Source organism: Photobacterium sp. DNB22_13_2 (genome assembly GCF_052873915.1).
Genome location: NZ_JBNNXU010000002.1, coordinates 306,858 through 329,774 on the forward strand (window position 1 = coordinate 306,858; position 22,917 = coordinate 329,774).

Below are 22,917 nucleotides of genomic sequence, written 5' to 3' on the forward strand. Positions count from 1 at the left end.
AAATAGGCGAACAATTACACTTTAATGATGCGGTCGATACGGCGCTGAGCTTGATTCAATGCCTGCTCTGCGGTCATTTGCCCCATCATCGCCATCTGCAAAAAGTCTCCCAGCACACTTTCTACTTCGGCCCAGTTTTGAATACGAGGGCGTGCTTTACCTGTGGTCAAAGCTTTCGCTTGTTGCGGGTACCAGCGGTACTGTTCAACGACATCATCATCCAGATAAACACTTTCACGCGTTGGTGGCATACCAAAATCAAGCGCCAAGGATTTCTGGATTGCAGGACTGGTTGCAAACTGGAGGAAAGCTTCCGCTTCATTCTGGTGTTTTGAGTCAGCCGGTACGGCCAACTGCCAAATGCCCAACATAGGGGATGGCGCACCAACCTCTGCAGGCGGAGCCATGATTTCCATGTCGCCCACAACGTCAGACATTTCTGGGTTATCAAGGTTTGGTACCCATGCCGGCCAGACTTCAATCGCCATAGCCGCGGTCCCCTTCTGCAGGGAATCACGGACTTCATCGGCGTTATAAACATCGACACCACGCGGGGCATATTGCTTCATAGCTAAGAAGGCTTCGAGTGCTTGCTTAGCCTCAGGGGTGTTCAAGGTTGCCTTTCCATCAGCATCAACCACATCAGCACCATAGCCCCACAAAATTGGCAGGAAACCAGTCACTATCGGGTTACCCTTTACGCCACGGAATACCACACCATTAGTATCAGAAGCTTCATCAATTTTGGCTGCCGCTTGAAGCACATCAGACCACGACTTAGGTTCGGCCAAATCGTGAGATTCAAATGTCGCTCGGTTCCACGCAAACATCGCCACATTACCGACCATTGGCATCGCATAGATATCACCAGAAGCATCTGGATAACGGCCAATGTCAAAAGGGGCTTGAACAAAGTCTTTATCGGCCACAGCATCTGATAATGGTGCCAACCAGTTGTTAGTCATAAACTCTGGCGCCCAAGTATCATCCATCAAGATAACATCGTAGTTACCTGTCTTTTCACGCATAGACAAAACAACACTTTCATACAGCCCATTACTCGGGCGTTGTACCAGCGTCACCTTCGCGTCAGGGTTGTCCTTTTTATATTCATCGACAATGTACTGCATGGCTTGACCGTAGCTACTATCGCGTCCTGCGATAACGAGTTCCCCGGCAATAGTAGTAAACGATGCTCCGATGATGGCTGTCGCCAATAATGTACGTTGCAACATGGAATGTGCTCCTTGTTCTCTTTTCAACTAAACGGCATGAGTAGATGCTTTTCATTAAGCTTGCACGCGCGTGCAAACAATCTGTGAACAAAGTTAACGATTGAACATGTCACTTACATGAAGCAAAAGTGAAGGTTTTTATCCAGTAGACAGATACAAAAACGGGAACCGATAAGGTTCCCGTTCTTCATTAAAAGTAGTCGTTTACTTTTGCGTTGGTAGCTCTGGCAAATGTGTACCAGCATTACGCGGGAACAGCTTGTATTCACCGTGGTATTTCACAATTGACTTATAGTCTGTCACTTTATATAGCAATAAACCTTGCGTGTAAGCCAAGTCAATCAACACACGGACATCACCACGTACAAACAAAGACAACGGTTTTACCATCTCACCCGCTTCATCAAAAGCAGCAGCATGCTGTGCCGAGCAAACAACAAGTGAAGCCTGGCCATCAGTATGGTGGGTGACTTTTCGGTTTACTTCATGTTCTGTCGTAACCAGCCAGTCTTGTTCCTCCAACTGCTCATACAATGCTGTCAGTTGAGCATCGCTCAGCGTGTTGGCGGTCTCACCTTCATGAGGGATCCCTTCGTAGCAAGCTTTGATCTGTTCAAACTGGCTTTTCAGTTGAGCATTTTTACCCATACTGCGCGCCTGCTTTTGCCAAGCAACCAACGTCTTGGCAACAACATGATCATAACGCTGCTGCTTGATGACCTTGGTCACCCAAGCATTGAGATACAGAGTCTCACTCACCGGGTTTTTCGGTGTCTTCCCAGCTTGCTGAGAATCAACTAGCTCTTGCAACCCCTGTGAAACAACCTTATATATTTCTTGATAAAACGTAGCCATTGATAACCTTTATGCCTCTCGTGAAAGGAACCAATAAAACAAAGCTGAAAGCACAGCACAGGCCGCCATAGTCAGCGCCATCGGCCACGGCGTATTGTTATGCATTAAAGCGACCAGCCCGCCAACGACGGTACCGGTTCCAAAACGCAATGTTCCTGCCAGTGACGACGCCGTACCCGCCATATGAGGATAGCGGGCAAGCAGACATGCCATGGTGTTACTGCCGATAGTTGAGATGGTTCCGACAAATAGCATGACAGGGATCACTACCCCCCACAAGCCCAAGCCAAGCAGCTGGCCACAAACCAAGCCAAGACCGGCGATTAACTGTACAGTCAGACCAAAACGTAGCATCCAATGTGATCCTAACTTTTTCACCAAACGGCCATTGATACTGGTCATCAAGATCAAACACACCACATTCAGACCAAATAACAGGCCAAAGTACTGTGTACTTACGTGGTAAATATCAATGTAGATAAACGAACCAACAGTTAGGAAGGTAAACATACCGGCAAACGAGAAGCCGCTACAAAACACGAGGCCGACAGCCACTGGCGTTGTGAGCATTTTTGCATAGTTACGTAGGGTCGAACCAAGATGAAACGGCAAGCGTTTCTCCTTGGGCAGCGTCTCTGGGATCTTGGTCGTTACTGCCAAACAGATAATAATGGCAAAGAGTGCCAACACCCAAAAAATCGAGCGCCAACCAAACCACACAGCCAGATAACCACCTAGCATTGGTGCAATCAAAGGCGCAACCGTCATTACCAAGGTAATAAACGACATCATTCGGGCAAAGTCTTCACGCTCGAACATATCCCGCACTAAGGCTTGGATAATCACTGCCGCAGCCGCACCGGCAAAACCTTGCGCCGCACGAATCCACGTCAGTTCAATGATATCTCCGGAAACAGCACAGAAAACAGCAGCGATGGCAAAAAGAATAACACCGATAATTAGAATAGGCTTACGGCCGTAGCTATCTGCCAGCGGGCCATGTACCAACTGGCCGACGGCAAAACCTGCGGTATATGCCGTCAACGTCGCTTGTACCAACCCGGGATTAACCATCAAATCTTTGGCAATGGTTGGCATCGCCGGAAGATACATATCAATGGCCAGCGGTGTCAGCGCACCAATTGCCCCTAAAATAATTATTAGTTGAATACTTAGTTTTTGGCTGTCTGTCGCAGTCATGTGTTCTCAGTTGTGCAGGAATAAAGTCAAAGACTCATATTGTACGATGAATTGGCTGAATACACTCTTTCCTTCTGGGAAATAGTGCGTTTCTACCATGTAATATTGAAGGAATAAATAAAGGTGGAGAGATGTATAAAATGTAGAGGGATCACTGGCATAATCCCTCTACAATTATTCAAGTAAACATGTCGTTACTTGCTGAAAGAAGCCACTTCTTCAGCCGTCAAAGCACGGTATTCACCTGGTTCAAGATCTTCATCCAGCTCCACACTTCCGATCTGCTCACGGTGCAAGGCTTCAACCTTGTTACCGACAGCGGCGAACATACGCTTCACCTGGTGATATTTACCTTCTGAAATTGTAATCAGCGCTGCTTTTTCATCTAAGATTTCTAGCTTCGCAGGGCGAGTAAGATCTTTTTCACTGCGCAATTGCACACCTTCGGCAAACTGCTTGATCGTTTCTTCTGGAATTGGATCTGCCGTTTCCACGTAGTATACCTTTTCGCATACATGACGAGGTGACGTGATACGGTGTGACCACTGACCATCATCTGTTAATAACACCAAGCCTGTTGTATCGCCATCAAGGCGACCAGCAACGTGTAGTTTTTCCGGACTCACTACATCGAGCAAGACAAAAACAGTAGGATTGAAATCATCCACATGAGAACAAACAAAACCAGATGGTTTGTTGAGCATGAAATACCGTGGACCATCAAAACGCAAAGAGCGGCCATCAAACTGAACGTCGCAATCATCGGTCACTTTTTGAGAACCGTTTTTTACAACATCACCGTTCACTTCAATTTGTTTGTTTTTTAAAAGCTTACCAGCCTCTTTACGGGTAATTCCAAGAGTGGTACTAAGGAACTTATCAAGCCTCATTATTGGCTCCAGATGGTACAAAAGCGCGTATCATAGCAATTCTAACGGTATTAGGCATTATCCTCAGCTTTAATGGGCTAAAATAGAAGCATCTGAACAACGAAACCACAAAGTATCCTGCTTTGTGAAACGACTTTATCCCAAAAGTTCAGTGCAAAATCTCAGAACGTAACTAACCTCAAAGTCTCGAACATTTTTCGATGTATCTTTAAGAATCAATAGACGTATTCAGGCAATAGTTACGTATAACAAGTATCATCTACGCATTGGTTATACCGACTAACTGTGAAGGTTACGATATGAATATTTCACTTGTTGCGCCAAGTATTTCATCTATGGACATGCTGCTTACACTGGTTGAAGAACTGTTTGAATATGAAGTACTACCAAAAAAGAAAGAGCAAACTCAACAGGCTATCCAACACCTGATCACCAATCCCGAGCTCGGCCAAGCTTGGTTTATTGAAGTGGACAATGATGGCGAAAGGCTCATTGCAGGCCATATTATTATTAGCTATAGCTTCAGCTTGGAGCATGGTGGACGAGTCGGCTTGATCGATCAGTTTTACCTTAAACCTGAATGGCGCCAGCAAGGGATCGGGACGATTTTACTTCCGCAAATCGAAGCGCATGCTGCTTCTGCTGGGGTTAACGCCCTTTCTCTTGAAGTCAATATCGGCAACAAAGGCGCACGTAAATTCTATGAAAAACATGAATTTGTACCCCGTCGCCAGTTCTGCATGATGACCAAAATAATCACCGCAGAAGAAATGCCACTACACATCGCCTCTTAATCTATTACCTGAATACATCAACACCCGCGGGCAGTTTACCCGTGGGTGTTTTCATTCTATCGCCCTACCTGTACACTTACACAGTATTTTCCACTTCCGGGCTTTTCACCATTTATGTATACGCTCCGCCCATACCAACAAGACAGTGTCAATGCGACCATCCATTACTTTAGAAAGAACACCTCACCGGCCGTACTTGCCCTGCCTACAGGGGCAGGTAAAAGCTTAGTCGTGGCTGAACTTGCACGTATTGCCCGAGGACGTGTACTGGTGCTTACCCATGTCAAAGAGCTGGTCGAACAAAACCATAGCAAATATGAAAGTTATGATCTCAAAGCCTCTATCTTCTCAGCAGGACTAGGAAGAAAAGAAACCGATCGCCAAGTCGTCTTTGCCTCTGTGCAATCAATGGCCAACAGCCTTGACCAATTTGCCAATGAATTTTCATTGTTGGTCATTGATGAATGCCATCGTGTGCCCGATGACGAGAACAGTGCCTATCGCCGGGTTATTTCACACGTACAAAAAATCAACCCCGGCATTAAGATCCTTGGTTTAACCGCGACACCTTATCGCTTAGGTATGGGGTGGATTTACAAATACCACACCCGTGGTCAGGTCCGTACCGAGGGAGATCGTTTCTTCAGGGACTGCATTTTTGAATTGCCAATCCGCTACCTACTTGACGAGGGCTTCCTGACCGAACCCAAAATGATGGATATGGCCGTAATGGGCTATGACTTCTCCCAGCTAAAACCCGGCAATAATGGCCGTTATAAAGAAGCTGAACTCGACAGTGTGATTGAACAATCTGGTCGCGCAACCCCAATGATCATCGGTCAGGTGATTGACTACGCTAAGGACCGTCGAGGAGTGATGATTTTTGCCTCTACCGTCAACCACGCCAAAGAGATCATGGGTTATCTCGAGGGTGAAAACGCAGCGTTGGTCATTGGTGATACCCCGTTAGATGAACGGGATCGTATCATCGAGCAGTTCAAGAAACGTGAAATCAAATATTTGGTCAATGTTTCAGTATTAACAACTGGCTTCGATGCCCCACACGTCGATCTTATCGCGATATTACGCCCGACAGAATCTATTAGCTTGTACCAACAAATCGTTGGCCGTGGGCTACGTCTGTTCGAAGGCAAACAAGATTGCTTGGTACTTGAGTATGCAGGTAACTGTTATGACCTTTACCAACCAGAGGTCGGCGATCCCAAACCGAATAGCGACAGTGAAGTTATTATGGTTCCCTGCCCTGCTTGTGGTTTCAAAAACAGCTTCTGGGGCAAGCTCGATCCTGCTGGTTTTCTGATCGAGCATTATGGTCGCCGCTGTCAAGGCTATTTCGAAGACGACGATACCGGCGAGCGTGAAGAATGCGGTTATCGTTTCCGCGCTAAATACTGCGAAGAGTGTGGCGCCGATAATGATATTGCAGCAAGGCGTTGCAATGTCTGTGATGCGGTGATGGTCGATCCTGACAAGAAACTTCGTGATGCCCTAAAGCTCAAAGATGCGATGATCATGAACTGCCACGATCTCCGCCTTGAGCCAGGTAAAAATAAGTATGGCAAACCCCAGCTCAAAGTTATTTATATTGGTGATGAAGGTGCAGAGATCAGTGAAACCTGGCAACTATCCACCAAAGGGCAAAAAGACAACTTCATGAAGAAGTTCGTCAATCCGCACCTAGCTGATCGCCATCGTCCCTTTACCGATACAGCGCCGACCAAAGTAGCCAATAACGAGCACCGTTTCCGTCCGCCAGAAATTGTTATTGCCCGCAAGAGCGGTCGTTTCTGGGCGATCCGCGACAAGCTATTTGACCTTGACCAATATCAAAAAGCGTAAACCACTTTCATTGCTTCCATAAAAAACCGCACAACAGCAAAAACTGTGTGCGGTTTTTTTCTAAATAGGCATTGAATTAGAAGCTGTAATCTAGATTCACACCCCAGTTACGGCCTGGTTGTGTACGGCGAGCGATACCTTCGGTCGATGCGGTAGAGCCTTCTAGGTCTTGATACTGCCAATACTTCTCGTCAAACGCATTGAATAGGCCAGCACGTAACGTCAGATCCTGGGTTGGGCGATAGTAACCGGTCAAGTCAACAACGGTATAGCTAGGTGCTTCTAGGTTGTCAGCCTCTTCCCAGTCATCTTTTGCTGCTACAGCAGTAACAGTCAATGCACTACCCCAGTTTTCTGAAGGTGCATCGTAACCAACACCGACAACAGTCGTAAACGGTGCAATTGTATCAAGTGTGTCACCCGTTTCTTTATCTTCACCATCCAAGTAAGCCATCGACAAGCGAGCATAGGTTCCCATTGGCGCGCCAAAGGCTTCATCTAACCAAAGACTACCTTTGAACTCGGCGCCATAAATACGCGCTTTATCGATATTCTCATTGGTCGTTACATCGATACCGTTAACTTCCTCAGTCTTGGACTTAATGAAGTTGTCGTAGTCGTTGTAAAATGCTGCTAGCTCAAGTGCGCCAAGACGATTGTTTGCACGCAGGCCAATCTCATAAGACTGACTCTCTTCCGGTTTCAGATTTGGGTTAGACACAATCTTATAACCATGTGCAGCATTATCTTTATCGTAATAAAGCTCATAAATTGTTGGTGAACGGAAGCCTTCACTGTACTGGGCGTAAGTACTGAAATTATTATTCCAGTGATAAACAGCACCTAGTCGTGATGTCAACGCATCGCTGCTATGCTCCTCTAGTCCGGAAGATGAGTCCGGTTTCGCCTTGTAATCGTCATAGCGAAGGCCTGCAGTCACCACCAACTTCTCATCCATCAAGAAGATCTGGTCTTGCACGAATACAGCCCACTTCTCCTCGTCAGACTTAGGGACTTCTGCTGCACCTGGATTACTGGTTCCTGTATCTAAGAAATAATCCGTGTAATCCAGCTCAAACGACGCGTCTGATGCATCAATACCGTAGGTGAACTCATGGCGACTTGTTGCCAATTGCAGCTCTTTTTGCATTTGAACATTAAGCTGTAAACTTTCATCGGTCCCTGAGCGGGCGCGGTTACGGTTTCCATAGGTATCTGTATGATCAAAGTTATTATGCTCTGTTTCACTCTTAGACCAGTTAAGCTTCCACTCTAACGAGTCAAAAGCAGCAATTCCGGCCAACCATTCATGTTCAAAGCCAAGTCGTAAACGATCATCCTTATCATCACCTTTGACATTGGTATAGACAAAACCAGGCATAAAGCCACCGCCACCGTCGTAACCTTCACGGCTCAATGTGCTCACCTTCTGATCGCGAGTATAAAACTCACCGGTTAAGCCAACACGATGTTCCGAGTTAATTTGGTAAAAAATCTTACCCAAGACATTATGCGATTCGTAGCTCAGTGGATCTGCGGCACCACGTTCAGGACCTGTAATGTTAGCCCCGTCACCGTGGGTTTCAGTTTCATTACCATCGCGATAAGTGTAAATCAGCATGGTTTCAAGATCGCCAGTGCGGTTGGCCACCTCTACCGTTGCTTTATATTCATCACTTGCGCTGGCATAACCCGTTTTTAAACCGACATGGGTATCGTCACCCGCCTCTAATAAATCCTCAGGGTTCTTGGTTCGCATCAGTACAGTGCCACCAAGTGCATCACTACCGTAAAGTGTTGATGTTGGCCCTTTATTCACTTCAATTGCGGTTAACGTATCAACTTCAAACGTGTTGGCATTTTTACGCATCACATCAGCGCCCGGGTTGTAAGAGGCAGGTTGCTCTACCCCATCCACCAGCACTTTTACTCGGCTACCACTCATACCACGAACGGTAATGTCTTCCATGCCAAAACGGCCTTGGCCATTTACCTGTACACCCGGCTCATATTTCAGCGCTTGCTTAACATCCGTTGCTAGGTTCTGCTCGATATCTTCTGATGAAACCTTAGATACTGATGATGGAATGTTTTTGATGCTTTGCTCTGAACGGGTGCCCGAAACAACCACTTCATCAAAAACTGAAAACTCTTCTTGTGCGTGTAGAGCCGGTGAAAGCGCAAGAACCACTGAACTTGCCAAAAAAGTAAGCTTGTAACTCATATTCCCTGCTTATTGATATTTTAGTTGGTAATGAAACTGGCAAGGATTATTACAAACACAAACGAGAATTACTATCATTATCATGCGTATTTTCTATTTTTTGTTTTCTTTTTTGGCTTAGCTCTCAAATATCATCTAATCACGAGAAACTTCTTTGCTTCAGGCGATTAGGTATAATCAGTGCGTGGTTTACCGTCGAGCAATTGTCTTTTCGTGCTAATCGCTTAATTTTTAAGTCATTGAATAAATGGAACGCTTTTTTCCTTGCTGCATTACAGTATCGCTGCTAATATTCGCGCTCGTTTTTACGACATTGAGTAAGGTCGCATTACTCAGTGAATTTAATTTAAAGAGTATTTAATATGAAATTTGAAGCAGTAGTACGTACTGACCTAGGTAAAGGTGCGAGCCGCCGCCTACGTCACGCAGGTAAATTCCCAGCAATCGTTTACGGTGGCGAAGCAGCTCCAGTATCTATCGAGTTGAACCACGACGAAGTGATCAACCAAATGGACAAGCCTGAGTTCTACGAAGGTCTAGTTCTAGTGATCGATGGTCAAGAAGTTGCTGTTAAGCCTCAAGACATCCAGCGTCACGCGTACAAGCCAAAAGTTGAGCACATGGACTTCAAACGCGCTTAATAGCCGTTGATTCATACTCAATAATAAAAGCGCCCTAGGGCGCTTTTTTTGTATCTGTCACATCTAAGCCAAGTTCGACAGCAATAGCCGATAATATCAACCTAGATTGATATCAAACACGGCTACACTGCATTGCTAATTATTCATGCCCCCTTATTCATGCCTCAAGGCTTCAATAGGATCTAGTTGAGAAGCTTTAAACGCAGGGTAAAAACCGAATCCGACCCCAATCAAGGCGGTTGCCGTAATACTCACCAAAATAATCATTGGCGAAACGACCATTTGCCATCCCAATCCATGCTGAAGTACAACAACTGCAAGTAATGACAACGCAATACCAATAAAGGCCCCCAGCAAGCACAGTACTACGCTCTCAATCAGGAACTGAGTCAGGATATGCTTGGGCTTCGCACCAACTGCCATACGAAGACCAATTTCACGAGTACGTTCAGTCACACTCACCAGCATGATATTCATCACACCTATGCCACCTACCAGCAAAGAAACTGCAGCAACCCCAGATAACAACAGCGAAAACACCTTATTGGCTTCAGCTCGGGTCTGTAACATAGCCGTTAAGTTCATGATGGTAAAGGGACTTGGCAAGTGAGAAGCAACACGGTGCTTTTGCAGCAGCAGACGCTCGACTTCTTCCTCCACCATCTCCATGTCTTTTTCATTCTCGACTGATAGCGTAATCCGACTAACCCTATTTGCATTATTGTCATTTCGGCCAATCACCCGCCGGTTGGCAGTTGTCAAAGGCAAGATAATCAAGTCATCTTGGTCTTGCCCTCGAATATCCTGTCCCTTTTCATCCAATATACCAATAATCCGAAGCGGTACCTTGTTGATACGGATCACTTCATCAAGCGCATAATCAGGATGATCGAATAACTCTTGGGCGACCGTTCGACCAATCAGTGCCACCTTAGCATTACGGCGAAGATCTTCATCGCTAAACGCTCTTCCCTGGGCTACTTCCCAATTACTGGCAGTAAGGTAATCGGCATTGGTTCCTTGAATTGAGGTATTCCAATTCTGATTGCCAAACACCACCTGTGCCTGCCCCTGTACATTAGCCCCTGCGGCAATCACTTCAGGAATTTCTGCCTTAATTTGAGTCACATCAGACATAGACAATCGATTTGTCGCCCCCGCCGCAGACGATGCGCCGCCGCTTCGAATTGCGCCCGCTCTCACCATTAACAGGTTAGTCCCATGGCTTTCTATTTGCTTTTCAACCTCACGTTGTGCACCTTCACCAAGGGCAAACATTATCACAACGGCACTGATACCAATGATGATCCCCAGCGTGGTCAAAATAGAGCGCAGTAAATGTGTTCTGAGCGACGTCAGTGCAGTTATCAAGGTCGTCATGCTATTGCCTCCAACCGGTTCTGCTGATCACGTTCTAGCCTACCGTCTTTAATATGTAATATACGGTTAGCCTGAGCTGCGACTTCATTATCATGGGTAATAATCACGATAGTCTGGCCTTGACGGTTGAGATCCTTGAATAACTCAACGATATCTTCACTGGTTTTGCTATCCAGCGCGCCTGTTGGCTCATCGGCTAGCAAGATATCAGGCTGATTGACCATTGCCCTGGCAATCGCAACTCGTTGCTGCTGGCCACCTGATAACTGATTAGGGTGTGAATCCAGCTTATCCCCCAGCCCAACAAGCTTGAGACAGTGTTTAGCCCTTTCATCTGCATCTACGATTTTTTCATCACGGTACATCAAAGGCATCTTAACGTTGTCTAAAGCGCTGGTCCGAGACAACAAATTAAACTGCTGGAATACAAACCCAATATGGTTTTGCCTGACTTCGGCCAACTGATCTTTACTCATTGATGGCGTCGGTTTATCGAGAACTTCAATCTCACCTTGCTCAGGGGTCATCAAGCAGCCAATCACATTCATCAATGTTGACTTACCGGAGCCAGAAGGACCGATAATTGCGACCATCTCACCTTTGCTGATCTGAAAACTGATGTTATCCAACACCTGAAATCGTTCTTCCCCTGTCGGAAAACTATGGCTCAGGGCTCGACAAGCTATCGCTGTATTCATTAGCGGCTATCCCTCACCTGCGTCACGATTTTCATGCCTGAAATGTCCGGGCTCAGTACCGATGAATAGCTATCATCACTAACGCCAAATTCAGCATAGATAACGTTCAGTTCACCGTTATTTAGCACCAAAAGTGGGCCAACTTTAACCTCTCCGTTACGAACTCGACGTTGCAGCTCACGCTGTTCTTTCGTCAGTATCGATGACAAAACTTTCTGCATCTGCTGACGTTGCTGTCGCATTGCCGTATTCGATGGGCCTCCCTGTGATGGCGATGATGATGGGAGAGCCTGCCTCAATGCTTGCTTTTGTTCATCAGTCAAATTCAGGTGCTCGAAACGGGATAAAATATCTCCCCTAGCACCCTGTTGCTGCTTACTCGGCGCATAACGACTGGCTGCACGTACAGCAGCATTACTGACTCTTTGTGCATTACGGATACTTTCAATGGAAATATCCAAATTTGCCGTCATTCCTGGTAGCAAACTGTTATCTGCATTTCGGGCAGAAACAATAACGATATAGCTGATCACACCACTGGTGTCTTGAGGCGCCTTACGGATTTGGCTGACTTTGCCATTGAACTGACGCTCAGGAAAAGCATCTACAGAAAATTGTACGCTCTGATCTAACTTGACCAAACCAATATCAGATTCATCAATGAAGGCTTCGATCTCCATGTCAGAGAGATCTTTAGCCAAGGTAAATAGCTCCGGCGTATTATAGCTTGAGGCAACCGTTTGACCGGCCTCTACCGTTCGGTTGATAACAAAGCCAGAAATTGGCGCCACAATTCGGGTTCGATCCAAATCAATCTGCGCCTGCTGCAAACTTGCTTCATTAGCGGCATGGGTTGCTTTGAGGATAGATAACTGGGAAATACTTTGCTGCCAATCCAATTTGCTCATCTGTGAATTAGTTTCAATCACATCGAGTGCATCTTCAGAAATACTTTTGTTCTTGTATAGAGTGCGGGATCTTGCCAACTCCCTTACAGAACGCTGATAATTCAACTTAGCGCGCTCAATCATTAGTTGTTGTGCATCAATGTCGGCAGCCCCTTTATCCCTGAGCGCCTGTGTCTGGGCAACTTTGGCGGCAAAATATTCTGGGTCTATTTCGGCCAGTAACTGTCCCTCCTCAACCGGATCATTAAAGTCAGCATGGATCTTAATGATCTGGCCTGATAACTGAGCACCGACGACGACATCATTCACTGCGGTTAATGAGCCTGTCGCACTCACACGATTGCTCACGTTGCCAATTGTCGCTTGTTCGGTACGAAAAGTTTGTGCAGAAGTATTGTCCGAACTGAAACTATCAGGAGAAAGCGTATATAAAGATATCGCACTAACAGTCGCCAATGCGAGAATAGATAAGGTAATTTTGGATCGCTTGGTTTTCATCAAGAAAGGTCCCAATATTTATTATTGTATTGAAAACCTTAACAACTGTAAGTGCATAGTAGAATTGGATTTACAGTGTTTTACTCACCAATAAAAACCAGAAACAATTTTGAGGGAAGTATTAACAGTGGTTATTAAAATAACTCCTGTTGCGGGGAAGTATCGCTGCCTGAATCATCTTGACGATTTTGCTGCGCTTTCGCCCTCATCACTCTTTGATAGCGCTGCTTACATAACCTAACGACATTACGTTTTTGTTCATTGGAGAACTGCTGCCAATGAAACCGCTCATCTCTACTGCGAAAACAACCTTTGCAATAGCCGCGGTTATTCGCTTGGCATACCCCCACACACGGGCTGGGAATTGTAAAAAAATCGAGTTGTTCCATTCCTCTCCCCATAGCAAAGGGCTAGTTACCTATTATGATAATAATCCCTTCTACCATTTTCCCCAAATCAGACAATAGATATCCATATAATTTGGGATAAATAGGAAAATTTATCACCAATAGTGAATGGCCATTCATGGCCTTGTACTTTTGTTAATAATTTTGCTAGTCTTTTATCGTTATCAGGATAGATAACCACACTTAAATCGCAGTCATTCTTCTTTTTCTATCGGCTGCTGTTCAACCAGGAGGGAACCATGGATTTCTTTGTACCATCGGCAACTAGCCCACAGCAAGCAGAAGCAGTATTCAATTCAATCGCTAATCACGTTTCTGCACCTGAGCAAAACCAACGCATTTACAAGCTTGTTTGGCAGCATGAAGGTGCTGAATGCACTTGTGAAATCGGCAAGCAGCTCCCTGAGGTGTTCAGAACGGATGAAACCGTACTCGCTATTTTTGAATGTGATGAGGTGTATAAAATCTGTACCCCTAACCGCGGTGCGATCAAGTTTGATCCAATCCACGCCATGAAGTCATCTATTTCTAATATCGAGTACTTCGGCTGATCCTAATGATCATTTAGCTAGACCGTAAAAAAACCGCATCTTCATGCGGTTTTTTGTTTTCTTTTATACCGTAACGCCAGCTTCTGCAAAACTTGCCATATTATTATAAAACTCAGTGGCTGCTCGAAGCAGTGGAACCGCTAACACCGCACCAGTACCCTCCCCTAGTCTTAGCGAAAGATCCAATAGCGGCTCGGCATCCAATTGTTCAAGTGCAATTTGATGGCCCGATTCATGAGATTGGTGAGCAAAAATCAAATAGTCACGGCAGGCCGGATCTATTTTTGTTGCCAGTAATGCAGCCACCGTCACGATAAAACCATCGACAAGAACCGGTGTACGCTGGTTTGCCGCGGCAAGGAAACCACCCACCATTTGTACAATTTCAAACCCGCCTAGCTCGGCAAGCAATGTATTCGGTTCTGTTGAATCACAACGTGCCACCCCTTGACTCACCAAACGCTTTTTCTTCTCCAATTGCTCCGAAGAGACACCAGTGCCGAGACCAACGCAACGTTCAGCGGACTCACCAGTTAATGCAGCAAGCAGCGCTGACGCACTACTGGTATTGCCGATCCCCATTTCACCAAACATGATCAGGTTACAACCTTGGTCGATCACACCTTGAACGACAGTTTGTCCCCATTCCAAGCCTTGCTGTACTTGTTGGACTGTCATGGCCGGTTCAATGGCTAAATTACCGGTACGCTCACCAAGGCGCTGCTTAATCAACAAGGGAGATTCAAACTCAACGGGCACCAAAATACCGCAATCAATGACGTTGATCGCAACATCATTAATACGACAGAAGCAGTTAACCGCAGCTCCACCGGCCAAGAAATTAAGTACCATTTGCTGGGTGACGGCACTAGGGGCAATACTTACCCCTTCCTCTGCAATACCATGATCCCCAGCAAAGACCAGAACCGTAGGTTGCTTGATGGTAATTTTCTCAACCGCCTGCGCCTTACCTTGGCTTTGAATAAGGGCCAACTGATGGGCCACTTTTTCCAGCTGACCCAGCGATCCCAAAGGTTTAGTTTTTTGATCGATACGATCTTGGATCTCGCCGCTAAAACGGGTGTCAAACATCTGCTCTATCCTTGCTTTAAATTTAAAATAACCCTAGCTGAGGCGCGGTAATGTCATCAAAATGTTTACCAATAAACGGCAATATACCATCGGCAACTGGCCTTAGTTGCTTATCAATATAATGTTCGTAATCAATTGGACTTTGCTGGGCTTCTACAGGTTCAGGGCCGTTGATTGTTATCACATACTCGATCCAACCGCCGTTTTGATATTGCAATGATCGACCATGACGCTGATTTACATCATCAGCCATTCTTGCCGCTCTGACATGTGGCGGTACATTTTTTTGATACTCTGACAAGTTACGGCGTAACCGCTTGCGATAAACCAATGCATCGTCATACTTCCCGGCACGGGTATCTTCCACGTACTGCCTGACGTACTCTTCCACTTCCTCGTCGTGAAATACTTGATGGTACAAAGTTTGCTGGAAAGTCTGTGCCAATCGGGTCCAATCCGTTCGTACCGTCTCAAGCCCTTTGTATACCATTTCCTCCTGGCCATTATTGATCACTAAGCCAGCATAGCGCTTTTTACTGCCCGTCTCCTGACCACGAATCGTTGGCATCAGGAATTTGTGATAGTGCGTTTCGTACTCCAGCTCCAATGCCGATCCCACGTTATATTCACCCTGTAGGTGCTCATGCCACCACTGGTTGATATAGGCCACCAGCTCATGACCAATCTCATCGGCTTTCTCAGCGGAATGGGCGTGCTTAAGCGACACAAAAGTCGAGTCGGTATCACCATAGATCACCTCATACCCCTTGCCTTCAATCAGCTCTCGGGTGGTTTTCATGATCTCATGACCGCGCATGGTGATAGATGAAGCCAAGCGGTGATCGAAGAAACGGCAGCCTGACGAGCCCAACACGCCATAAAAGGAATTCATGATGATTTTAATTGCTTGTGAAAACGCTTTTTCACCATCACGCTTGGCTTGATCCCGAGCTGCCCACAATGACTCGATCATTTTCGGTAAAAAATGTTTGGTACGATGAAAGCGCCCTCCCCTGAATCCGGCTATAGCCTGGTCGTCATCTTTACCTTCTTTTAGCGTTAAGCCTTCAATCAATCCGAGCGGATCGATTCGGAAGGTGCGGATTATCGAGGGGTACAGCGACTTGAAATCCAGCACCAATACCGATTCATACAGGCCGGGTTTCGAGTCCATCACATACCCGCCGGGGCTAGCAATCCAGTTTTCACTATCAAGGCTTGGGGCGACATAACCCGCCCGGTGAAGTTGAGGTAAATAGAGGTTGGTGAAAGCCGCTACCGAGCCGCCAATCCGATCAAGTTCCACACCGGTCAAACGGCTTCGCTCGATAGCGAAATCAAGCAAATGAGTATGGTCAAAAATGCGCGAGACCAACTTGCAATCTTGCAGGTTGTATTTTGCCAGCGAGACTTTGTCCTCAAGGAACATCTGGTTGATTTCGGCCATTCGATCATGGACATTGTGTATCGCCTTGCCCTCTCCCAACAGCTCTCGCGAGACTGACTCCAAAGACCAAGAGCGGAAGTTGTAGGTTGCGGTCTTCAGAGTATCAATGCCGTCCAAGACCACACGGCCGGGAATGGAAATAAAGCCTTGGTTAGGATTCTGATTTGACTGTCGCCAATGAGGCGGCTGTTTCCCCCTACCCATACGTAACGTAATAGCATTCCATTCCGCCCGTTTAAGCAGCAAGCGGAAATCAAAGTCAATCACATTCCAGCCGATAACAATGTCAGGATCGTTTTCTAGAAACCATGCTTCTAAAGCAAATAATAAGGCTTTCTCTGAATCTACCCACTGGATCCAACCGTGTGTATCCTTATCACAAGATGCCTCCCCGACCATGATAACCCGGCTGTCTTTATCACTATGTAAACCAACCGAATACAGAACTCCTTTCTCGGAGCACTCAATATCCAAGGACACAACCGATAGTTGGGGCTTATAATCTGCCGATTTGGCTTTGACCTGATGGAACTCATCGAAGCCCGCCTTGATCGTAGGCTTACCAGAAAAGGTAATACCGCCACAAATAAAACGTTCCATCAAATAGCGGTCAGCTAACCGGATGTCAGACTCGAAAGCCTCTATCTCAGCCACACGTAAGATCTGGGATAGTTGAAGGTTATCTTTTATAGAATGGCAATAGCAAGCCGACATGGCTTCATGCTGAAAACTTTTTAGCGCCAATGGTTTCCACTCAACACGTATACCCGCTTTATGGAGTTCCACTTGGGCTCTCGCTTGGTCTTGCTGACGAATAAAGCACACTGGCTTATCGTTATTAATGACCAGCCTCGCAGGCCCATTATCGGTGCTAACCCAAAGCACAATCTCTGTTTGACCGCGAACATCGCGACCTTGCCTTGTTAGTACAAAACCTGTTGACTGAGTTTGCAAAAACACCTCGTTTATTTGCCGCACTGATTATCTGAAATAGAACTTAACCAATCTTACGTTCAATTTTATCAAATTCAGTGACTATCCACAGGCCAAAGTCATTGATCATAAACAATACCGCTTTTTTAGGGACTTGCTGGCCCGAAACCAACATAAAAAGGCGTTCTATCGCCACGTTGTGCTGAGGGTAAAACGTCAAAAATTGCTTAGCAGCTTGCTCTATCGACAACGCTAACTTGCCAGAACGATGAAAGACCAAGGAGTAGCACGACCAAATCATCTTTTTGGCAACATCACTGCACAGAGATAAGTAATGAGATACAACTCGTGTAGCCATAATATTACGGCGGTAGTCGTTAAGCTGTATCGATAAATCATCATTCATTGACTTGCCAATTTCCCAGCTCGGCTCAAAGCAGCCAAATCGACTAGAGAGATCATCCCCATACACGCGCACACAGCAATGCTTTAACCAAAATCCCCACTTAAAGATCGCAGCAATATCAAGCACCTCATGTTTCAGCAACGATGTCACTCGCACTGCGACAACGTGAGGACACTGCCGCTCTATCCGACGGGTAATACTATTAAGTATTGCTTGCTCCGACGCCGTCAGCGGATTGGTCATCACTAAGGTAACATTGAGATCTGATTGTCCAGGGAGCGCTTCCAACCTAGCAACACTTCCCGCAATATAGATACTATGAAGAACAGGTATGCAACGCTTGAGCTGATGAACCAGTTCATCAACAACCTGATCAAACATCGGTTGAAATGTTGATGGGCAATGCAAGGCAGATAAAGCTCGTGTCACTGATATTCCTCTAAATTACTGCTAGCTTCGTAACTATTTCAGTAACTATATCAAATCGCGGTCCATCATGAGCTAACCCTACCGCCAACTGAACAATAAACACACAGATATGACGAATAATTGTCAGTATTATCAGTTCCCGCGACAATATAATGACCGAGCGTTAAAATGTTTTTAATTTTACATATTTCAATGTAATTACACATGAAACTATTATAATATTCGCGTACTTTTTGACTTAGACTCAACATAATGAATATAAAGAATCAGTTTTTTATTTTTGTTTGTATGATATTCATAGGCTTAATAACATTCTTTGCCTACGTTAATGCCTACGCGTTAACTAAGTCAGAAAACACAGCCAAAACATTACTGTCATCAATAGATGCAGAAATAACCACTATGGAAAACCAATTAACTTCGATAGCTCAGTTATACCCTGATTGCAGCGAAGAGAGTCGTCATGCACTCGAAACGATGACATTGAATAACAGTATCATTAAAGAAGTTATTTTTATCAGAAATAATTCGACCATCTGTAGTGATAGAAGCATTACTCTTACCAAAGAAGAAGTCGCTGATACTGAAATTGAAAAAATCCCTTCCGGTCAGAAATATTCAATTTATCAAGTACATAATGACAGCACTAATAAAAAAGCCATTTTCTTTATGATATATATAGAATCAGGCTGGTATCAGATCCATTTTGATAGAAATGTCTTGCAATTGTGGCTAAAGGAAGTCGCAAGCTACCATGAAGTTTACGCTTATATGTATAACAATCGGCGGAAGTACCTATCTAATATCGAATCTATACATAGTTCTGATTTGATATTTTATAAATCATATGAAGAATCAAAATTATACCCAGTAGGGATCTCCGTTGGCTATACAGCTGGACTTTTTTTTAATCTCATTATGACTTTTTTACCTACTGGTATTTTACTGATTTTTGCCAATGCCATTGGGGTTGCTTTCCTTACACACTACTTTGTTTTGAAGCGGGTCCCTTTATATACAGAGATCCAAAAAGGGATCAATAACAAAGAATTTTATGCTGAATATCAACCAATTGTCTCAGCGAACTCAGGGCGATGGGTTGGTGCTGAACTCCTAGTCAGATGGTTGCACCCAAAGAAGAAAAAGGTCATGCCTGCCGAGTTCATTCCTGCAGCAGAGCAATCAGGGCAAATTAACGCGATAACATTGCAGCTAATTGAACAAGCCGCGCAGGACAAGGCATCGATGATGGCAATTGATAAGCCGTTTTACTTATCGATCAATGTCACCGCCTCAATGATTGCTTCACCGCATTTTGTACAGGCTATCACTGCCATTATTGCACGCAATCCACTACTGCAAAGCGGGATTGTTATGGAGTTTTCAGAACGTGAAAACTTCTCCAATACCGATGTCTCTCTGCTACAAAATGGTATGCAGGCACTGCGTGATCAAGGCATAAAGTGGGCGTTAGATGACTTCGGAACGGGGTATGCCGGGCTTTCCACCTTGCAGGCGCTCAGCTTTGACATCATCAAAATTGACAGAGCATTTGTCGCTGCCGCAGCCACAGACTCAGTAACCAAGTCAATTCTCGGTAACATAGCCCAAATAGGACATAACCTTAATTGCCATTTAATTGCTGAGGGTGTCGAAACCTTGGAGCAAGCAGAGCACGTAACTGCGTTAAACATCCAAAGTTGCCAAGGTTTTTTCTATGCTAAACCTATGCCTTTTGAACGATTTTTAGCTAAATTCAAAGTACACTCGACACATCCCGAAGAAGTTAGCTCTTCGGTTCAGGAAATTGTTGGTGTTCAGGCTTAACCGTGGTAATTTTCGGTTTTTACCAAAAGAAAGATATATCCCATGCCAAGAGCTAGTGAAATTAAGAAAGGTTTTGTTATTGTAACTGGCGGTAAAACGCTGTTAGTCAAAGATATTGAAGTTACAACACCTGGCGGCCGTGGCGGTACAAAAATCTACAAAATGCGTTGTACCGACCTAGCGACAGGCCACCGTGTTGACGAACGCCTGAAAGCTGATGATGTGGTAGATACTGTTGAAATGAGTAAGCACCCGGTCGCTTACTCATACGCTGAAGGTGAAAACATCATCTTCATGGATACAGAGAACTTCGATCAGTACACCTTCAACGCAGAAGATATTGCTGATGAAATGCTATTCATCAATGAAGATACCCAAGGTATTCTTGTCATTCTGGTTAATGAAAAAGCCGCTGGCTTGGAACTACCTTCATCCGTTGAGTTGGTTATTGAAGAGACTGACCCATCAATTAAAGGTGCGTCAGCATCTGCTCGTACTAAGCCAGCACGCTTTGCAACTGGCCTATCGGTACAAGTACCTGAATACATCTCTACCGGTGAAAAGGTTAAGGTCAACGTTCAAGAACGTAAGTTCATGGGCCGCGCTGACTAATCAATAGTTAGAAAATGACCAAAGGGAAGCCAATCGCTTCCCTTTTTTATTTTTGAGGCTGTGCTTCAAAGGTAATACGCTTACAAGGTGATTGACGCCCATTAGCCTATGCGGCTGATACTTGCACCTTCATATCGCTTGGGTATACTGCCATTTCAATTAACCAATGACAGATAGAGTTCATGGACACACCAAACCTAATTTCTTATGACGACGTTATCGATGCCGCTTATGACATCTTCCTGGAGATGGCTTCTGATAACCTAGAGCCTGCCGACGTATTGCTTTTCACGATGCAATTCGACGAGCGCGGTGCTGCTGAGCTAGTTGAAACGAAAGATGACTGGGCAGAGCACGTCGGCTTTGACGTTGACAAAGAAGTATATGCAGAAGTGCGTGTTGGTCTGGTTAATGAAGAAAATGACGAGTTAGACGATATCTTCGCTCGCCTTCTTGTGAGCCGTGATCCTGACAACAAATTCTGCCATGTTTTGTGGAAACGTGACTAATTCACACATTGTACCCATAAAAAAGGCGGAGCCATCTTAATGGCTCCGCCTTTTTATTTAGCTTTCGGCTTATATTATATCAGAACAGGAGTGTCATGCTGGTCACTGCGACGCACCCACAGCATGCTAAGCACAACCAAAATCGCCATCACTGTCATTACAGCACCCAAGCTGTACTGATCTTCTGCTCGCATCATGGATGCCGCCAAAGTTGCCAAGCCCGCGCCAAGGTTTTGCAATCCCCCTAACACCGCACCCGCAGTTCCTGCATGATGAGGAAAAGGTTGGATCGCTGCTGTAGTCGCAGCCGGAAATAGCACACCAGCACCGATAAAATAGACAAAAGCACCGCCAATCAATGAGCTCACTGTGACCAAACCAGCCATACCAGGGATAAAGATAGCCAATGCACCTGCAATGATAGCTAGCATACCCAAGTACATCACCCGGGTGTTACCAATTTGCTTGGCTAGTACTGCCGATAACCAAGAGCCAGCAAGGTAGCCTGGTAGCGGTAATATAAACAATAAACTTACCGTTTTCGGATCCAGTTTGAGTACACTGCCCAGCAATACCCCTGCAGCCGCTTCAAATACTGCGATACCAGCAAATGTGGCTATCAGACAAAGGACATAGCCCTGAAAACGGCGGTTACCAAGAACATAGCGGTAGCTTACCAATACTCGTTCATTTCGGCGGTTCTCTTTCGGTAATGTTTCAGTAAACATGAACATCATCGCGATAGTGACAATGGTACCGAAGATCAACAAAAACCAGTAACTTGCTTGCCACTCAAATGCTGATGAAAGGAAACCTCCCAACACTGGCGCGATAAGTGGTGAGAAAATCACTCCCATACTGACCAAGCTATTAGCACGGTGTAGTTGCTCACCGTCAAAACAATCGCGAGTTACGGTACGGCACATTGCACCACTACAACCGGTCCCCATTCCCTGTACGAAAGTCGCAACCAAAAACCACTCAAAGCTAGGTGAAAACAGTGCGGCAATACAGCCAACTAGGAAGATTACCATACCAACAATGATAACGGGGCGGCGCCCTATCCTGTCGGATAACGGCCCATAGACAAATTGTGATAAGCCATAAGGGATTAAATACGCTGCCATCACCGCCTGAAGGTATGCCGATTTAACTGAGAAAAAATCCGACATAGCAGGAATTGAAGGTACATACATGGTTTGGGTCATTTGCCCGACAGCAGCAAGAATGATTATTAGAAATAACAACCGTGCCATGTTTGAAGAAGGTGATTGCTGTTTCACAGCCGATATCCTCATTACAGAATAATATTTTGGGAAGCTGCGTCATCTTTGATGAATTTCATTAACAAACAAAATTTAATGCCATTTTTTACAGTAGACGCGAGATATAAGCTTGAGTAGGAGCCACTTTATAGAGCCAACCCCTGATAAGTTGATCGGAATATTATATCTGAACAGTAATGATGGCAAGCAATTAGGCTGTTGTGTAGCACGATTGTTTATTATCAATCGCATTAGA

General features: G+C 45.3%; 20 protein-coding genes. 7 read left to right on the forward strand and 13 right to left on the reverse strand.

The genetic code is table 11. The features are described 5' to 3' along the window. Positions 1 to 14: 14 nt before the first annotated feature. The 4 genes from ACVA58_RS04585 to rsuA all read right to left on the reverse strand — a co-directional run bounded on the left by ACVA58_RS04585 (position 15) and on the right by rsuA (position 4,180). A complete protein-coding gene (locus tag ACVA58_RS04585; protein WP_446509254.1) occupies positions 15 to 1,235 on the reverse strand; it encodes an extracellular solute-binding protein in 1,221 nt (406 codons plus the stop codon). A 204-nt stretch (positions 1,236 to 1,439) separates the two neighbouring features. After that, complete coding sequence (locus ACVA58_RS04590) at positions 1,440 to 2,090, reverse strand: DUF2913 family protein (RefSeq protein WP_446509255.1); 651 nt, start codon at positions 2,088 to 2,090, stop codon at positions 1,440 to 1,442. Between the two features lie 9 nt (positions 2,091 to 2,099). Further along, entirely contained in the window at positions 2,100 to 3,290 is a 1,191-nt protein-coding gene (locus ACVA58_RS04595; RefSeq protein WP_446509256.1) for a Bcr/CflA family multidrug efflux MFS transporter, read from the reverse strand. Positions 3,291 to 3,484: 194 nt separating this feature from the next. Then, positions 3,485 to 4,180, reverse strand: coding sequence for a 16S rRNA pseudouridine(516) synthase RsuA (gene rsuA / locus ACVA58_RS04600; protein ID WP_446509257.1), 696 nt, complete (start codon positions 4,178 to 4,180; stop codon positions 3,485 to 3,487). Between the two features lie 299 nt (positions 4,181 to 4,479). Between rsuA and ACVA58_RS04605 the strand changes: the two genes are divergently transcribed. Continuing rightward, entirely contained in the window at positions 4,480 to 4,974 is a 495-nt protein-coding gene (locus ACVA58_RS04605; RefSeq protein ID WP_446509258.1) for a GNAT family N-acetyltransferase, read from the forward strand. A gap of 114 nt (positions 4,975 to 5,088) precedes the next feature. Next, a complete protein-coding gene (locus ACVA58_RS04610) occupies positions 5,089 to 6,834 on the forward strand; it encodes a DEAD/DEAH box helicase (protein WP_446509259.1) in 1,746 nt (581 codons plus the stop codon). A 76-nt stretch (positions 6,835 to 6,910) separates the two neighbouring features. Here ACVA58_RS04610 and ACVA58_RS04615 read toward each other — a convergent pair whose 3' ends face one another. Then, positions 6,911 to 9,058 carry a TonB-dependent hemoglobin/transferrin/lactoferrin family receptor gene (locus ACVA58_RS04615; protein ID WP_446509260.1) on the reverse strand — a complete coding sequence of 716 codons (2,148 nt, stop codon included), beginning with the start codon at positions 9,056 to 9,058 and terminating at the stop codon, positions 6,911 to 6,913. A 362-nt stretch (positions 9,059 to 9,420) separates the two neighbouring features. On the opposite strand from ACVA58_RS04615, the gene rplY reads away from it, so the two are divergent. Then, the gene (gene rplY, locus ACVA58_RS04620; RefSeq protein WP_255042728.1) at positions 9,421 to 9,699 is read left to right on the forward strand and encodes a 50S ribosomal protein L25; all 279 of its coding nucleotides are present in this window, start codon (positions 9,421 to 9,423) and stop codon (positions 9,697 to 9,699) included. A gap of 153 nt (positions 9,700 to 9,852) precedes the next feature. On the opposite strand, the gene ACVA58_RS04625 is transcribed toward rplY, so the two are convergent. The 4 genes from ACVA58_RS04625 to ACVA58_RS04640 form a co-directional block, all read right to left on the reverse strand. Further along, entirely contained in the window at positions 9,853 to 11,079 is a 1,227-nt protein-coding gene (locus tag ACVA58_RS04625) for an ABC transporter permease (protein WP_446509261.1), read from the reverse strand. Continuing rightward, a complete protein-coding gene (locus tag ACVA58_RS04630) occupies positions 11,076 to 11,777 on the reverse strand; it encodes an ABC transporter ATP-binding protein (protein ID WP_446509262.1) in 702 nt (233 codons plus the stop codon). Before ACVA58_RS04630 ends, ACVA58_RS04625 begins: the two co-directional genes overlap by 4 nt. Then, a complete protein-coding gene (locus ACVA58_RS04635; protein ID WP_446509263.1) occupies positions 11,777 to 13,183 on the reverse strand; it encodes an efflux RND transporter periplasmic adaptor subunit in 1,407 nt (468 codons plus the stop codon). The genes ACVA58_RS04630 and ACVA58_RS04635 overlap by 1 nt, the downstream gene beginning before the upstream one ends. Before the next feature lie 134 nt (positions 13,184 to 13,317). Beyond that, the gene (locus ACVA58_RS04640; RefSeq protein ID WP_446509264.1) at positions 13,318 to 13,572 is read right to left on the reverse strand and encodes a DUF1289 domain-containing protein; all 255 of its coding nucleotides are present in this window, start codon (positions 13,570 to 13,572) and stop codon (positions 13,318 to 13,320) included. A 257-nt stretch (positions 13,573 to 13,829) separates the two neighbouring features. On the opposite strand from ACVA58_RS04640, the gene ACVA58_RS04645 reads away from it, so the two are divergent. After that, positions 13,830 to 14,141: a hypothetical protein gene (locus ACVA58_RS04645; RefSeq protein ID WP_446509265.1), complete on the forward strand. Its 312-nt coding sequence runs from the start codon at positions 13,830 to 13,832 to the stop codon at positions 14,139 to 14,141. Positions 14,142 to 14,204: 63 nt separating this feature from the next. On the opposite strand, the gene cobT is transcribed toward ACVA58_RS04645, so the two are convergent. From cobT to ACVA58_RS04660, 3 genes are read right to left on the reverse strand one after another with little or no spacing between them, the layout of a single operon-like run. Then, positions 14,205 to 15,233: a nicotinate-nucleotide--dimethylbenzimidazole phosphoribosyltransferase gene (gene cobT / locus ACVA58_RS04650; protein WP_446509266.1), complete on the reverse strand. Its 1,029-nt coding sequence runs from the start codon at positions 15,231 to 15,233 to the stop codon at positions 14,205 to 14,207. Between the two features lie 22 nt (positions 15,234 to 15,255). Beyond that, positions 15,256 to 17,634 (reverse strand): DNA polymerase II, encoded by a 2,379-nt coding sequence (locus ACVA58_RS04655; RefSeq protein ID WP_446509267.1) that lies wholly within the window; start codon positions 17,632 to 17,634, stop codon positions 15,256 to 15,258. 43 nt (positions 17,635 to 17,677) lie between these two features. Continuing rightward, positions 17,678 to 18,448, reverse strand: coding sequence for a nucleotidyltransferase domain-containing protein (locus tag ACVA58_RS04660; protein WP_446509268.1), 771 nt, complete (start codon positions 18,446 to 18,448; stop codon positions 17,678 to 17,680). 402 nt (positions 18,449 to 18,850) lie between these two features. On the opposite strand from ACVA58_RS04660, the gene ACVA58_RS04665 reads away from it, so the two are divergent. From ACVA58_RS04665 to ACVA58_RS04675, 3 genes are all read left to right on the forward strand, one after another. Then, positions 18,851 to 20,275 carry an EAL domain-containing protein gene (locus tag ACVA58_RS04665; protein WP_446509269.1) on the forward strand — a complete coding sequence of 475 codons (1,425 nt, stop codon included), beginning with the start codon at positions 18,851 to 18,853 and terminating at the stop codon, positions 20,273 to 20,275. A gap of 42 nt (positions 20,276 to 20,317) precedes the next feature. Further along, the gene (gene efpL, locus ACVA58_RS04670) at positions 20,318 to 20,887 is read left to right on the forward strand and encodes an elongation factor P-like protein EfpL (protein WP_446509270.1); all 570 of its coding nucleotides are present in this window, start codon (positions 20,318 to 20,320) and stop codon (positions 20,885 to 20,887) included. A 182-nt stretch (positions 20,888 to 21,069) separates the two neighbouring features. Further along, a complete protein-coding gene (locus tag ACVA58_RS04675) occupies positions 21,070 to 21,396 on the forward strand; it encodes an HI1450 family dsDNA-mimic protein (RefSeq protein ID WP_446509271.1) in 327 nt (108 codons plus the stop codon). Positions 21,397 to 21,470: 74 nt separating this feature from the next. Here the strand turns inward: ACVA58_RS04675 and emrD are convergent, their stop codons facing one another. Beyond that, the gene (gene emrD / locus ACVA58_RS04680) at positions 21,471 to 22,652 is read right to left on the reverse strand and encodes a multidrug efflux MFS transporter EmrD (RefSeq protein ID WP_446509444.1); all 1,182 of its coding nucleotides are present in this window, start codon (positions 22,650 to 22,652) and stop codon (positions 21,471 to 21,473) included. Between the last annotated feature and the right edge of the window lie 265 nt (positions 22,653 to 22,917).